Consider the following 14,150-nt stretch of genomic DNA (forward strand, 5'->3'; position numbering starts at 1 on the left):
GTCCTCTCAGTGCTCGAAGACCGAGGCGGAGAAGGTCGAACCCAGCCCGACCGCGGCCATCAGGTAGTGGTCGCCGGGCCGCAGCCGGCCCAGGTCGCGGGCCGCCACGTAGTTGAGGAAGGAGTCGGCGCAGAAGCAGTGGCCGGTGACCGGCATGTTGTCCAGGAACAGGCGCTCCACGGGGATGCCGACCTTGCGCGCCACCCGCACCCAGGACACCCGGTTCACGTTGTGCGGCAACACCAGGTCGAGGTCGGTGACGGTGATCCCGGCGCGCGCCACCGCGGCGAGGATCACCTCGGCGAGCGCGTCCGGATAGCGCTGCTGGAACTCCAGGGACATCTCCGCGGTCAGGGACAGCCCGGCGTTGAACTCGCCGTGCGTGGCCGAGGCGTAGGACAGCAGCCGGTCACGCCGGCCGGTGCCGACCAGGATGGCGGCACACCCCTCGCCCATCAGCGCGGTGCCCGGGATCATCCGGGCCGACGGGGTGAACGCCTTCTCGCCGACGAAGATCAGGGCCAGCGCGCCGTCGTCGCCGTCCTCGGCGAGCAGCCGCCCGGCCAGCTCGACGGCGAGCAGGCCCGAGGCGCAGGCGTGCTGGGTGACCGCGAAGGCCTGGGCGTGCCGCAGACCGAGGGCCGCCACCACGTCGTGCAGCGGATCCTCCGGATACGGCGCGATCGCCTGCAGGGTGCGGGCCTGTATCACGTACCGCACCTGGGATTCGCGACCCCGCAGCTCGGACAGCTTCGCCGCGGCGTTGAGCATCAGGTCGGTGATCGTTCCGGTCGGTTCCCGCAGCACCTCGGCCAGTCCGTAGTACCTGTGGAACATCCGGACCTGGATGTCGGTCAGGCCCAGTTCCCCGGCGAGCGCGTCGATCGGCACCCGTTCCGGCGGCAGGTAGGCGGAGACCGCTTCGAGGGCGGTCATGTGCCGGCCTCCACCGGTAGGCCGCACAGGTACTCGGTGAGCGCGTCGATGGTCGGGTGATCCCATACGATCGTCGGTTCCAGGGACACTCCGAGGTGATCCTCGATCTCGCCGCAGAGCGCGAGCGCGTACACCGAGTCGAGCCCCAGATCGGCTAGCGGCGCGGCGGTGTCGATGGTGGCCGGGTCCCGATCGGTGAAATCCGCGACGCGGTCCTGCAGCCACGGACGGAGCTGTCCGGCGGCCCGTTGGTTCGGCGAAAAGGTCAATTCCGGCTCCTTGGCAGGTCGGGCAGCAGGCTGTTGGACAGGTCGAAGGCCCGGCCGGCGGCATACCGGCCGGCGAGTTCCGCGTGGATCGGGCCGGCCAGCGCGGCGGGCAGTGCCGCGGAGGTGCCGTCCAACTCGCCGGCCAGCCGCAGCAGGGCCGCCGTCACCCAGACCGGGTCGGCCAGGAAGGTGGCGGGACGGCGCTGCTCGGCCAGCCAGAGGTTCAGGCAGGTGGCGGCGGCCAGCACCACGGTGTAGCGAGCGGTCAGGTCCAGCGCCGCCGGGTCGCCGCCGATCGCCAGGTCCGCCGGGCGCAAACCGAGCGCGGCCGAGCGCAGCCGAACCAGCTCACCGGCGAACCGCTGCACCAGCCCGTGCAGCGGGCCCCCACCGGCCGGCATCGCCTCGGCCGCGGCGAGCAGCTGCGCCGCGAGCGGATCGGCTGCCGAGGCGATCCGGAGCCGGTCGAACGGCAGTGCCGGGAGATCGGCGCCCGGGTCGTACAGGCCGGGCGGCGGTTCCTGGCCGGTCGTCCACGAGCGCCGGGCCAGCCGGGGCAGTTGCGGGAGGACGGTGGCCAGGCAGGCGACCCGCGCCGCGTGCCCGAATCCGGCCGGTGCCAGGTCCCGTTGCAACTTCTGGAAGATGCCGTACTCACCGGTGCGCCGGTAGCTCTGCGCGCCGAGCAGCTCACCGAGCCGGGCCATGGCGCGGATGGATCGACCGGACACGACGTACTTGACCGCCGAGGCGTACGCGTTGGTGTCCTCGGGGAGCAGGTGCACGGCGCGGGCGACGGTGGTGGCCAGGCAGTCGGCGATCAGCAGGTCCACGAACGCCTCGGCCAGGGCGACACGGACCACCGGCATCGCGCCCACCGGCCGTCCGCGCAGCCATCGGTCCTCGCCGAACCGCAGCACCGTACGGAGGCCGGTGTCCAGCACGCCCAGTGTCATCGCCGGCAGCCCGGTCCGGGTCAGCTGGAACGAGCGCAGGGCGACCTCCATGGCCGAGCCGAGCGGGCCGAGTGCCACGCCCGCGTCGACCGGGCAGTGGTCCAGTTCGATCCCGCCGAGCTGCACCCCGCGCATCCCGCTGCTGTGGAACCGCGGCAGGTACCGCAACCGCCCCGGGGGGAGCGCGTCCTTCTCCACGAACAGCTGGGTGTGGCTGCGGCCGCCCGGCGCGTCCGAGGTACGGCTGAAGATCACCATCGCGCTGCTCCGCTGCGCGTTCGTGACCACCTCCTTGCGGCCGGTGAGCAGCAGCTCGCCGGGCCGGCCCGGATCGGCCCGGAAGTCCACCCGGGCGAAGTCGTTGCCGTGAGCCAGCTCGTGGTAGACGGACGCCACCCGCCGTCCGGAGAGCAGCAGCTCCGCCAGCCGTCGCTGCTGGGCCTCGTCGCCGCCGGCCCAGACGTTGACCGAGGCGATGAACGAACTCGCGCCGTAACCGAGGCCCAGAGCCGGGTCGTGCCGGAACACCGAGCGCATCGTCCGGATCAGCCGGTCCAGTCCGGCCATCCGGCCACCCCGGGCGACCGGGACGAACTCGGCGTTGAGCCCGAAGTCGTCGAGCATCCGCTCACCGTCGGCGAACATCTCCTGCCGCTCGTCGGCCGCCAGCACGGCCCGGTTCCCGAGGGGGTTCGCCGGGTCCCACGGGTCGCCGAAGCGGCTCTCCAGATCCAGCACGGTGGTCATCACGCCTCCTCGGTGACGCCGGGGTCGAGCACGGAGGGGCGGCGGCCGGCGACCAGTGACGCGTACACCTGGTCGTAGCTCTCCGGATGGTCCGGCGCGGCGCCCAGGCGGTACAGCACCCAGGTCAGCACCGCATCGAGCCACAGCCCGCCGGTCCACAGCGGGTCGGCGCCGGCCCGCCGGTGGTTGTGCAGCCACAGATGCACCGCGCTCGCGCCGGCCACGCACAGCTCGTACCGGTGAGCGAGGTCATAGGCATCCGGTTCCACGTCGTACGGCCGCGGCCGGTACCCGGCGAGGTCGGTGTGCAGCTGATCAGTCGCGGTCAGAAGCTCCTCGGCTCGGGCCCAGGGGCCGCCCGCCGTACGGACCGCGACCACCGCCGCGGCCAGCCCGCGCAGCGGCAGACATCCCCGCGCGCCGGCCAGCGAGATCCGGTCCGGGTCCAACTCGGGCACCGGCACCCCCAGGTCGGCCAGCGACCGCAGCCGGGTCACGCCCACCGGTTCCCCGGGCCAGCCCCGCGCCAGCTGCGGGAACTGGTTGATCAGCGCGTTGCGGTTGACCGGGGTGCTGCCGTCGAAGATCCCGACGATCCGGTGGTCCCGCTCGATCTTCTGGAAGCGTCCGTAGTCCGGGATGCCGGTCAGGAAGGCGCGGGCGCCGAGCTGCTCGCCGCATCCGCTGATCAATTCATCGACGAGCTCCGGTACGAACGCCTTCAGCACCGGGGCGAGCACGCCCAACTCCTCGGTCTCCGCCGTCACCGCCCGGGTGACCAGTGCGGTGACCGCTTCGGCCAGGAACAGCATGGTGTGCAGCCGGCCCACCCCGCGCCGCAGGTACGGCACGTCGGCCAACCGCCGGCCGTAGAGCCGGCGCTCGGTCAGGTACCGCCGCACCAGGGCCAGCGCGTGATCGGCCGCGCCGAGCGACAACGCGGCGCACGCGGTACGCGTCAACTGCAGAGCCCGCAGCACCGTCTCCAGTCCGGTGCCATGCGCCCCGATCAGGGCCGCGGCCGGCACCGGCGCGTCGTCGAAGGTGATCCCGCTGATGTCGGCGCCCCGGATACCGTGGGTCGGCTCCTTGGGCAGGCACCGGTACGAGTCCGCCGGGAGTGTCCGCTTGTCGGCGAGCAGCACGGTGAACCCGCGCGGCCCGCCGTCGGCGTCGGTACGCGCCAGCAGGCACACCACACCGGCCCGGGTGGCGTTGTTGATCAGCCACTTCGTCCCGGTCACCCGGTACCCGCCGTCGTGCCGGACCGCCGTGACCTCACCGGCGAGCAGGTCACTGCCGTGGCCCGGTTCGGTGAGCGCCCAGCAGACCGGGACCCCGGCCAGGATCGTGGCGGCGAGCGTACGGGCCTGCGCCCGGGCGGCCTCGTCCCGCAGTGGCCGGGCCCAGACCGAGGCCCCGCCGAGGAACGTCTTGCCGTGCCCGATGGCCGTGGTCAGGTCCCGGCGTGCGATCACCCGCAGCACCTGGGCCAGGGTGTCGAAGCCGCGCAGGTCACCGCCGTACGCCACCGGCACGTAGTGCGCCGGCAGGCCGAGCTGGTCCAGGTAATCGCAGATCTCGTCCGGGAACGCCTCGATCTCGTCCGCGGCGGTGACCCGGGCGTGGTTGAAGACGACGCCCGGGTCGTCCGGGTCGCCGAGCCACTCGTCGAGTTGCCGGGCCACGTCCGCGGCCAGTGGCAGGGTGGGCGCGGCCATCAGGCACGCACCCGGTCGCCGGCCCGGCGTACGGCCCGCACACCGTCGGTGAGCTGCTCGTGCTCGACGCTGAGGGCACCGGTCAGGAACAGCATCCGGGCCAGTCCACGCTGGATCTTGCCGCTGGTGGTGCGGGGCACCGTACCGGGACGGACCAGCACCACACTCACCGGGCCGGTGCCGAACTCCCGGGACAGCACCTGGCGGATCGCGGTGACCACGGCGGCGCGGGCCGCCGGATCGAGCGACCTGACCCGGCACTCCTGCACCACGACGAGTTCCTCGTGCGGCACCTCGGCGGTGAAGGCGGCGCCGACACCACGGGACAGGCTCTCGTCCACGGTGCGTACCGCCACCTCGATGTCGTGCGGGTACAGGTTGCGACCGTTGACGATCAGCAGTTCCTTGATCCGGCCGGTGACGTAGAGCTGGCCGTCGCGCAGCAGGCCCAGGTCGCCGGTGCGCAGGAAGCCACCCTCCCCGTCGGCCAGTTCGTTGCCGAACACCTCCCCGGTGGCCGCCGGGTTGGCCCAGTAGCCCCGCGCGACGCTGGTGCCACGCAGCCAGATCTCGCCGATCCGGTCCGGTGGCTGCGGCAGCCGGGTGGCCGGATCGACGATCCTGATGTCGAAATCCGGGGTGGACTCGCCGCTGCTGACCAGCTCACGGACCGGCTCGGGGTGGCCTGCGGGGACCGTCGTCACGATGTGCCGCTCCAACTGCTCGGCGTCGACCGTGAGCACCACCGGCGGGCGGCCGATGGTGGCTCCGCTGACACTGAGCGTGATCTCGGCCAGGCCGTACCCGGGGCAGACGGCCTCCGGTCGCAGCCCGGCAGCGGCGAACCGGCTGCTGAACGCGGCAAGGGTCGCCGCCTGCACCGGTTCCGAGCCGTTCACCGCACGCTTCCACCGGGACAGGTCGAGACCGGCGATCTGCTCGTCGGTGATCCGCCGCGTGCACAGGTCGTACGCGAAGTTCGGTGCCGGGGAGATCTGGATGTCATGCCTGTCGATCAGCCGGAGCCAGGTGGCGGGGCGCTTGAGGAACGTCGTGGCCGACATCCCGACGCTGCAGCCGCCCTGGGTGAGCGGGGCCAGCAACTGCCCGATCAGGCCGAAGTCGTGATACATCGGCAGCCAGCCGCCGACCCGTACGCCTTCGGTGCCGCCCAGGATCTCGTTGAACGCCCGCAGGTTCGGCAGCAGGCTCGCGTAGTCCACGACGACGCCCTTGGGGTCGCTGGTGGAGCCGGAGGTGTACTGCAGGAAGGCGATGGTCGACCCGTCGATGGCCGGCCGCTGCCACGTTGTCGTCCGTACCGGGGGGACGTCGTCGAAGGCCAGGCACGGCACGTCGGACAGCCCGGACTCGGCCGCCCATTCGCGGACCGCGCCGAGGGCCGTACCGTCGGTGACCACCGCGGCCACCTGCGCGTTGTGGGCGATGCCGGCCAGCCGCTCCCGTTGCCGGCGGTATCCGTCCGGCAGCGGGGCCGGGACCGGGATCGCACCGGCGTGCTGGACGCCGAGAAAGTTCTCCGCGAAGGCGGTGCCGGGCTCGTTCAGCACGAGCACCCGGTCACCGGGACGGATCGTGCCGGCGAGCAGCGTGGCGATCTGCCGGGCCCGGGCGGCCAGGTCGCCCCACAGCACCGTACGCACCGCGGCGTCGCCCTGCCCGGGGTCGGCGTCGAAGATCAGCGCCGGGCGCTGCGGGTGGGCGGCGGCGCGCTCCTGCAGCAGGTCGACGAACGTTTTGTGCTCGGACATCAGACGCTCCCCCGCGAGTCGGTGACGTGCCGGACCAGCGTCACGCCGCATCCGGCATATGCATAAGGCTCGATCGAGCGGGCGCTTGGGGTACCCGAACAGGTATGCCAGGAGGTCACGATGTCTCCTGCCAGCCGCCGAGCCAGCCCTGCGACACCCCGGCCAGGCCGATGCCCACCAGAGCCGTCCGGTGTTCGGCGGTCAGCCCGGCGGCGTCCGGCTCCGCCAGACCGGAGGCGATCCAGCTGGTCATCGCGGCCTGGGCGAGCCCCGCCCCGACGGCCGCCGGCGGCCAGACCCCGTCGGCCTCCCCCCGGCGGACCAGCACCGCGTCCGCGCCGAGCAGGTAGCCGGCCGCCCACACCTCCAGGGCGAGCCGCCAGTGCAGGCCCGGTGCCAGCCCGGTGACCTCGATCAGAGCGTCGAACCCGTCCACCACGTGGCTCGCGGTCACCCCGACCAGGCCGCAGTGATCGGCCCAGTACCAGCCGAACCCGTGCTCGACAGGTTCTCCGGTGCCCGGCCGCAACGGTCGCAGCAGGCACCGGCTGCGATGCAACTGCACGGTGTACGGCAGCTTTTCGCCGGAGCGGCACCGGCGCGCCAGGGCCTCCTCAGCGCTCACACTGAACTGCCAGTACTCCGGGGACAACGCCGGGGCGGGCAGGAACACCGTGGCGTGGAACCGTCCCGGATGCCCGACGATCGTCGGATCGAACCGGTGGTCGACCAGGTGCGGCACGGTTCCGACGACCGGGATGCCGGCCTCCCGGCAGAACGTCACCACCATCTCGTCGTCGTCCTTGACCTCGTCCGGGATGCCGGCCAGGTAGTCGGCCAGGTCCCGGGCCAGCTTCACCGGCATGACGAACCCTTGGGTGGGGGTCCATTCGAACAGCGACAACGGCGCGAACGGCCAGCCGGCGGTCACCGCGCGACGGACCAGGTACGAGTTCTGCGGGCTGTCCCAGTGCGAGTAGAGCGAGATGCCGTGTTCCGGGCGGGCCCCGATCGCCCGGTGCACCTGGGTGGCGAAGCCCCGGATCAGCCGGATGTCGTCCTGGAGCACCAGGTGGTGGGTGGCGCCCTCGGCGATGGAGCGCCAGGCCACCTTGGCGGTACGCAACGGGCTCGGCACCCCGTCCGGGTCCGGATCGGTCACCACCCGGGCGTCCAGCGGGGCACAGTCGAGCACCAGTGGCGGGATGCGCTCCCGCCGGCGCGGATGGTGCATGATTGCCACGCTCAGCCGGATCTCCGCGGCCGTCACCGCGCTTGCGCGGCCGAGAAGCCGGCCGGGACGACCGGCTCCCCACCACGGCCCGCCGACCGGTAGGCCGCCTCGATCAGCGCCGTTGTGGTGACGACCTCCCGCATCGGCCGGTCCCAGCCGGTGCCCGCGGCGACCAGACCGGCGAAGTCGGCGAACATGCCGCCGAACCACTCCTGGTGGGTCTGATCCCGGCTCGGCGGGGCCAGGTCGGTCCGCTCCACCCCGTGCGCCGTACGCACCTCGGCCACCCCGTCGTGCACGTCAGCGGTACCCCCTGGACCGCTGACCAGGTAACGGTTGGAACGGGTGCCGCTGACCCAGCTCAGATCGATCTCACAGGTCCCACCACCGTTGAAATCCAGGTTCAGGCGGGCGGCCAGGTCCATCCCGCTTGCCGCGTCACCGTCCGCCCACTGCGCGAGGCAGGAGACCGTACGCGGTGCCTCGCCGAAGAGCTGGGTGGCCATGTACGCGCAGTGCGTCCCGTGGTCGAGCATGATCCCGCCCTGTGCCACCGCGACGTCCCGTCGCCAGTCCGGTTGCCACCCGGGGACCCCGCGGGCATGCGAGTCGCGGGCGATCTGGAACCGGGCCCGCAACGGGCCGCCGAGCCGCCCGCCGGTGACCGCGCCGGTGAGCACCCGCATCATCGGCGAGAACCCGTAGTTGTGCGCGGGATAGAGCAGCCGGCCACGTTCCCGGGCCAGGTTGATCAGGTCGAGGGCCTCGTCGGTACGCACCGCGACCGGCTTCTCGCAGATCACGTGCAGCCCAGCGGTGAGTGCTTCCCGTTCCAGCTCGACATGGCGGTTCGGCGGGGCGCAGATGTCGACCGCATCCACCGGCTGGGCGGCGAGCAGCTCGGCCAGCGTCGCGTAGGTGACCACGCCGGGGTCGAGCCGCAGAGCCCGGGCCCGCCGCTCCGGCGACGGGTCGAGCACCGCGACGACCCGGCCGGCGGCGACCGTACGGTAGGCGTGCAGCCGGCCCTCCCCCGCGGTGCCGAACCCGATGATGGCGATCCTCATGCCGATTCCTCCTCGAGGTGCTGCGGTGCCACGCCGTCGACCAGCACGCCGCGGATGATCTCGACGGCCTGCTCGGCCAGCTCCGCGTCCACGTTCAGTGGCGGGTAGAGACGCAGCGTGGTGCCCCCCGTCATCACCAGCACCCCGGCGTCGAGCAGCGTCAGGAAGGTCTCCCGGAAGGTGCCCTTGTCCAGCGGCCGGCGGGAGTGCTTGTCGGCGACCAACTCGATGCCGATCGCAAACCCGGCGCCCCGGACGTCACCGACCAGCGGAGACTCGTCGACAAGCGGTTCGAGGGCGGCCAGCATCTCGGTGCCGAGCTTGCCCACCCGACTGGGCAGGTCCTCGTCGACAAGGACCTCGGTGGTGGTGGCGACAGCCCGGCAGGCCAGCGGGAACGCGCCGAAGCTGGACGAGCTCGCGCTCGGGTCGGAGAACGGGGCGGCGGCCATCAACTCCGCAGTGGAGATCACCCCGGTGACCGGGTATCCGGCGCCCATCCCCTTGCCGACCGTGACGATGTCCGGCACCACCTCGTCGCGCATGAAGGCAAACGGCTCACCGGTACGACCGAAACCGGTCATCATCTCGTCGACGATCAGCAGCGCGTCGAACTCGGCGGCGACCGAGGCCAGCGCGTTCAGGTAGCCCGGCGGCGGCACCACGTTCCCGGACCGGCCCTGCACCGGTTCGACGACGAGAGCCGCCAGCGCACCGGTGGAGTTCTCCTTGATGGTGTCCCGCACCGTCTCCACACAGGCGTAGCCGCAGCTCGGGAACGTCATTTTGAGCGGGCAGTGGTAGCAGTTGGCGTAGGGGGCGCTGAAGTAGCCCGAGGGCAGCGGCCCGAGACCGGCCCGCGCCCCCGCGGTGAGCGCCAGGCTGCCCAGTGTCTTGCCGTGGAAGCCACCCCAGAACGACAGGAACTCATGTTTGCCGGTGACCGATTTGGCCAGCCGCAGCGCCGCTTCCACCGCCTCGGTGCCACCGCTGTAGAGCTGAATCCGGTCCAGCGGCGGCGGCAGGAACTCGCGCAGTGCCTCAGCCATCGCCCGGCGACCGGCCGAGCCGAACGCCCCGGCCGGCGCGGTGGCCAGCTCCGCGGTGAGCGCGGCAATCAGGCGGGGGTTGGCGTGTCCGATGGAATTGACCCCGCCGGCACCCTGGAAGTCGATGATCTCGTTGCCGTCCACATCGACCAGGACCGCGCCGGAGGCGGACTCGACGCACAGTTGCGACCAGAGCATGACGGCCTGCAGTCCGGGTCCGATCACTTCCTGCTCAGCGGCCCAGTGCTGAGCACCACGCGGCCGGTCGGGAGTACGCCCGAACCGTCGGCCGTCGCCTGAACTTTCTGCCATCGTTCCGCCTCTCGAGTGCGGCCGATCCCCCGGTCCCGTCGACCGCCGACCGCTTCCGCCAATGCTCGGGATCCGGCGGCCGCACCGGGAGCCTCGATCGGCCACGACGAATGGGTATGCCCGGACGGCTGGCACGTCCGGGCAGCGTGACGCGGTGATGACGCGGTTAGCGTGGCGCCGTGACCAGCACCGTGCAGCACCTCATCGACGTGGCGGCGCAGTCCGCTGTGGACGCCGGCCGCCTGATCCGCCACCGGTTCCGCGGCCCGATCGGGACGTCTACGAAGCAGGCGGCCCACGACGTGGTGACCACGGTCGACCTCGCCGCGGAGGAGTCGATCCGGGCTGCGTTACGCGGCGCTGCTCCGCACTCGTCGGTGGTGGGCGAGGAGGGCGGCGCCACGATCGGGGCGGGCGATCCGGTGTGGCTCGTCGACCCGATCGACGGCACGTACAACTTCGTCCGGGGCATCCCGTTCTTCTGCGTGTCGATCGGCCTGCGGATCGCGGGCCGGACCGTGGGTGGCTGTGTCTACGACCCGATACACGAGGAGTTGTTCACCGCGGCGGACGGCCGCGCGTGGCTGAACGGCACACCGCTGCCCACGCGGACGTCCGAGCCGCCGGCACCACCGCTGGTGCTGTGCGACATCCCGAACGCCGGTGGGCCGCCGGCCGCCGCCGAGACCGACCTGCTGGCCGCGCTGCTGACCGCCGCCGCTGACGTGCGACGGCTCGGTTCGTCGGCGCTGGCACTGGCGTACGTCGCGGCCGGTCGCGCCGACCTGGCTGCCAACGCGGACGTCTACGACTGGGACACCGCCGCCGGCCGGGCACTGGTCACCGCAACCGGCGGCGGTTACCTGAGCCACCCCGACCCACTGCCCACCCTGCGACGGGGCAGCTTCGTCGCGTGGGCCCCGGCGTACGAGGCTCTCGGCCGCTCGGTCGGCGGGGCCCTGCACCGTGACCATTTCGAGGAGACCGTGTGATGCACAGGCGTTTTCTGTTCATGGGCGGTATGCACCGCAGCGGCACCACCCTGCTGGCCGCACTGGTCGGCACGAATCCGCGGGTGGCCGGGTTCCGGCAGACCGGCGCGCCGATGGACGAGGGCCAGTACCTGCAGACCGTCTGCCCCTACGACGAGCAGCACGGTGGTCCGGGGCGGTTCGCGTACGCACCCGGGGCGCACATGACCGAGCACCACGAGCTGGCCACCCCCGCCACCGCCCGGCTGCTGCGCGAGCAGTGGGGCCGCTACCTGGACCCCAGCCGCCCGGTGCTGCTGGAGAAGTCGCCGCCCAACCTGTTGCGCTTCCGCTTCTTTCAGCGGCTGTTCCCCGGTTCCCGGTTCGTGCTGGTCACCCGGCATCCGCTGGGGGTGGCGATGAGCACCCGGAAGTGGACGCCGGCGCTGACCGTGCGGCAACTCGTCGAGCACTGGCTGCACGCCCACGACCTGGCCCGGGCCGACGCCGCACACCTGGACGCGTTGCTGACCGTCCGCTACGAGGACCTGATGACGGAACCGGACCGGACGCTGGAGACCATCGCCGCCTTCGCCGGCATTCCGCCCGCCTTCGACGTCGGTGACCTGGACCAGGACACGAACACCCGGTACCTGCGGGCCTGGCGGCAGGGTCCGGGCGCCGACGACGACCTCGCCGACCTCGCCGAGCGGGTCGAGCGGTACGGCTACCGGCTGCCCGCGTTCGCCTGAACCCGCTCCACCGAGAGGAGAAAACGGATGCCCCGGCTGCTCATCGTGCACGGCACCGGCGGACCGCAGCGTAGCGACGACTCGGTCCGCCGGGAGTGGATCAGCTCCATCCAGGACGGTCTGGTGCTGGCCGGCTACCCGGCCGTGGCACCGGACGCCACCCTGGTCAACCTCGACGCGCCGGACCGCGTACCGGTCCTCGGCGACAGCGATCCGGCCGCCGAGCTCGCGCTGCTGCGGCGTTGCTGGCAGGCCGCCATCTTCGACACCGAGCCCGGTACGCAGCCCGCCGACGAGGATGCGCTGGCCGCGCGGCTGGCCTGGTCCCGATACTTCTGCGGCCTGACGGCCGAGGAACTGACCGGCACCCTGCGACAGGTCCGCGCCTTCGCCACCGGCTCCGTGGCCGCGCATCCGGCGGTCGACGACGTACGCGCGGCGCTCACCCCGGACACCGAGATCGTGATCGGCCACTGTCTGGGCGGGGTAGCTGCGGCGCTGGCCCTGGCCGGCACCGGTGCCGCCGCTCCGGCGCTGATCACCCTGGGCTCCCCGCACCCCCCGGCCGGGGAGTGGCCCACGTCCGGCCCGGCCACCTGGGTGGACGTCACCGACGTGCAGGACACCCTGGTTCTGGCGGCCAGGAGCGGTCCGGCGGGCATCACCGGGAAGGTGTCGCTCGACTGCGACCCGCGACTGCGTGGCGCTCGCAACTATCTGGCCTCACCGGAGTTCGGCAAGGTGCTCGGCAGCCTGCTGGAGACCTGTCACGCCCGATGAGCCCCGGGGAGCGTGTCCGGAACGAGACACGGTCCTGGATGGGGCGTACCGTCGTCGGATTCGATGATTCGTGTGACTCCGAGTGAGAGGAGCGCGGTCATGACCGCGACGATCGTCGAACACCGTCCGCACCGCGAGTCGGCAAGCCTCCGCATCGCACTGGTAATGATCAACGACATCCTGCGGGACGGCCTCAGCGTGGCGCTCCGGGGTCTCGCCCTGACCACTTCCGTCCGTGCCTACCGCTCGATGCCGGAGCTGCTGACCGAGGCCGTCGACGAGCGGCCGGACGTGCTCGTCGTCAACGCGGCCGACGGCGTCGCAGGCATCGCAACCGCCGCTCTGATCGCCCCGGGCAGCAAGATCGTCATGCTGATCCACGACGCCCGTGCCGCCGAGGCGGTGCTGGCCGACGGGGTGGTGGTGGACGGCTTCCTGCTCCAACAGGATCTGTCCGGTCGCACGCTGGAGAACGCGCTACGGGCCATCATGACCGGTGAGGTACCGATGCCCGCGGTCCTGGCACAACAGCTGCTGGCCCGGGCCGGCATCCGGCGTACACCATCGTCGATGGCGCGCATCACGCTGACGCCGCGTGAGCACGAGACGCTGTTGCTGCTGGTGGAGGGGCTGAGCAACAAACAGATCGCCCGGCGCCTCAAGATCTCCGACCACGGGGCGAAGCGGCTGGTCGCTGGAGTGCTGCTCAAGCTCGGCTGCACCAACCGGACCTCGGCGGTGGTCACCGCCATCCGCTCCGGCCTGGTGGAGTGCGCATAGGGCACCGGCACCCGTTCCGCGGGTGGACGAGTGCGGAAACCACGAAGGTGGCGGCGCCCGAGCGGTGCCGCCACCTTCGTGGTTCTCTCAGACCGTCTGCGGTACCGCAGGTTGCTCGTAGAGGCCGTGCACGGCCAGCTGGATGCCGAGCTCGAGCCGGCTGCGGGCCCCGACCATCTGCATGATCTGCGTGACTTGCCGCTGCACGGTACGGGTGGACACCGCCAGCGCCCGCGCGACCACGTCGTCGGTGGCCCCGCCGGCCAGCCGCCGCAGCACGTCACGCTGCAGCGAGTTGAGCCTGCCGTGCAGGTCGCGCTGATCCGCCCGAGCCTCGGACCAGTGGTGGTGGAAGATCGTCACCAGCGTCTGCACCGCGGTGGGCGAGCGGATGGCCAGCGGTGACATGTCCCCGCCCCGTGACACGATCGCCAGGTTGCGGTCCAGCACAACCATAAGGGTCGGCGAGTGCTTGCCGCTCCGCACGTCGGCCCGGACCCCCAGGAGGGCCTGCAGCCGGGCACCCCGGTCCAGCAGTGTCTCTCCGGCCACCACCGCGCGCACCCGGGCGGAGCCGAGCCATCCGGCCCTGGGCTGCCGGATCCGGCCCGGCTCCGGGCCGGACAACAGAGCGCAGTTGGCCGGGATCAGCGCGAGGACCTCGTCCCGCGCGGATCTGATCAGCCGTGTCGCCAGGCGCCAGCCCGCACCCTCGGCCTCGATGACCTTCGGCTCCGGTTCCATAGCCCCGTCCAGCATGATCTCTCCCCCGTGTTTGCCGTCGTGTCGCACGTACACCGGCCC

General features: G+C 72.0%; 13 protein-coding genes. 4 read left to right on the forward strand and 9 right to left on the reverse strand.

Annotation, left to right across the window (positions count from 1 at the left end; genetic code table 11):
* Positions 1-6: 6 nt before the first annotated feature.
* The 8 genes from Apa02nite_RS25135 to Apa02nite_RS25170 form a co-directional block, all read right to left on the reverse strand.
* Positions 7-936: a 3-oxoacyl-[acyl-carrier-protein] synthase III C-terminal domain-containing protein gene (locus Apa02nite_RS25135; protein ID WP_203827165.1), complete on the reverse strand. Its 930-nt coding sequence runs from the start codon at positions 934-936 to the stop codon at positions 7-9.
* The gene (locus Apa02nite_RS25140) at positions 933-1,205 is read right to left on the reverse strand and encodes an acyl carrier protein (protein WP_067691725.1); all 273 of its coding nucleotides are present in this window, start codon (positions 1,203-1,205) and stop codon (positions 933-935) included. Before Apa02nite_RS25140 ends, Apa02nite_RS25135 begins: the two co-directional genes overlap by 4 nt.
* On the reverse strand, positions 1,202-2,908 hold the full coding sequence (locus tag Apa02nite_RS25145) for an acyl-CoA dehydrogenase family protein (RefSeq protein ID WP_203827166.1): 1,707 nt from the start codon (positions 2,906-2,908) through the stop codon (positions 1,202-1,204). The genes Apa02nite_RS25140 and Apa02nite_RS25145 overlap by 4 nt, the downstream gene beginning before the upstream one ends.
* A complete protein-coding gene (locus Apa02nite_RS25150; RefSeq protein ID WP_203827167.1) occupies positions 2,908-4,629 on the reverse strand; it encodes an acyl-CoA dehydrogenase family protein in 1,722 nt (573 codons plus the stop codon). Before Apa02nite_RS25150 ends, Apa02nite_RS25145 begins: the two co-directional genes overlap by 1 nt.
* On the reverse strand, positions 4,629-6,401 hold the full coding sequence (locus Apa02nite_RS25155) for a fatty acyl-AMP ligase (RefSeq protein WP_203827168.1): 1,773 nt from the start codon (positions 6,399-6,401) through the stop codon (positions 4,629-4,631). The genes Apa02nite_RS25150 and Apa02nite_RS25155 overlap by 1 nt, the downstream gene beginning before the upstream one ends.
* A gap of 115 nt (positions 6,402-6,516) precedes the next feature.
* Entirely contained in the window at positions 6,517-7,635 is a 1,119-nt protein-coding gene (locus tag Apa02nite_RS25160; protein ID WP_203827169.1) for a hypothetical protein, read from the reverse strand.
* A 32-nt stretch (positions 7,636-7,667) separates the two neighbouring features.
* A complete protein-coding gene (locus Apa02nite_RS25165; protein ID WP_203827170.1) occupies positions 7,668-8,702 on the reverse strand; it encodes a Gfo/Idh/MocA family protein in 1,035 nt (344 codons plus the stop codon).
* Positions 8,699-9,976, reverse strand: a complete 1,278-nt coding sequence (locus Apa02nite_RS25170; RefSeq protein ID WP_203827171.1) for an aspartate aminotransferase family protein — start codon at positions 9,974-9,976, stop codon at positions 8,699-8,701. Before Apa02nite_RS25170 ends, Apa02nite_RS25165 begins: the two co-directional genes overlap by 4 nt.
* Before the next feature lie 266 nt (positions 9,977-10,242).
* Here Apa02nite_RS25170 and Apa02nite_RS25175 point away from each other — a divergent pair, with 266 nt between their 5' ends.
* The 4 genes from Apa02nite_RS25175 to Apa02nite_RS25190 all read left to right on the forward strand — a co-directional run bounded on the left by Apa02nite_RS25175 (position 10,243) and on the right by Apa02nite_RS25190 (position 13,346).
* On the forward strand, positions 10,243-11,055 hold the full coding sequence (locus Apa02nite_RS25175) for an inositol monophosphatase family protein (RefSeq protein ID WP_203827172.1): 813 nt from the start codon (positions 10,243-10,245) through the stop codon (positions 11,053-11,055).
* Positions 11,055-11,786 (forward strand): sulfotransferase family protein, encoded by a 732-nt coding sequence (locus Apa02nite_RS25180; RefSeq protein ID WP_203827173.1) that lies wholly within the window; start codon positions 11,055-11,057, stop codon positions 11,784-11,786. The genes Apa02nite_RS25175 and Apa02nite_RS25180 overlap by 1 nt, the downstream gene beginning before the upstream one ends.
* A 27-nt stretch (positions 11,787-11,813) precedes the next feature.
* Positions 11,814-12,566, forward strand: coding sequence for a hypothetical protein (locus Apa02nite_RS25185; RefSeq protein ID WP_203827174.1), 753 nt, complete (start codon positions 11,814-11,816; stop codon positions 12,564-12,566).
* A gap of 99 nt (positions 12,567-12,665) precedes the next feature.
* Positions 12,666-13,346, forward strand: coding sequence for a response regulator transcription factor (locus tag Apa02nite_RS25190; protein WP_203827175.1), 681 nt, complete (start codon positions 12,666-12,668; stop codon positions 13,344-13,346).
* Between the two features lie 87 nt (positions 13,347-13,433).
* Here the strand turns inward: Apa02nite_RS25190 and Apa02nite_RS25195 are convergent, their stop codons facing one another.
* Positions 13,434-14,105: a helix-turn-helix transcriptional regulator gene (locus Apa02nite_RS25195; RefSeq protein WP_198170840.1), complete on the reverse strand. Its 672-nt coding sequence runs from the start codon at positions 14,103-14,105 to the stop codon at positions 13,434-13,436.
* Positions 14,106-14,150 lie beyond the last annotated feature (45 nt).

Source organism: Actinoplanes palleronii, from assembly GCF_016862315.1.
Taxonomy (GTDB): domain Bacteria; phylum Actinomycetota; class Actinomycetes; order Mycobacteriales; family Micromonosporaceae; genus Actinoplanes; species Actinoplanes palleronii.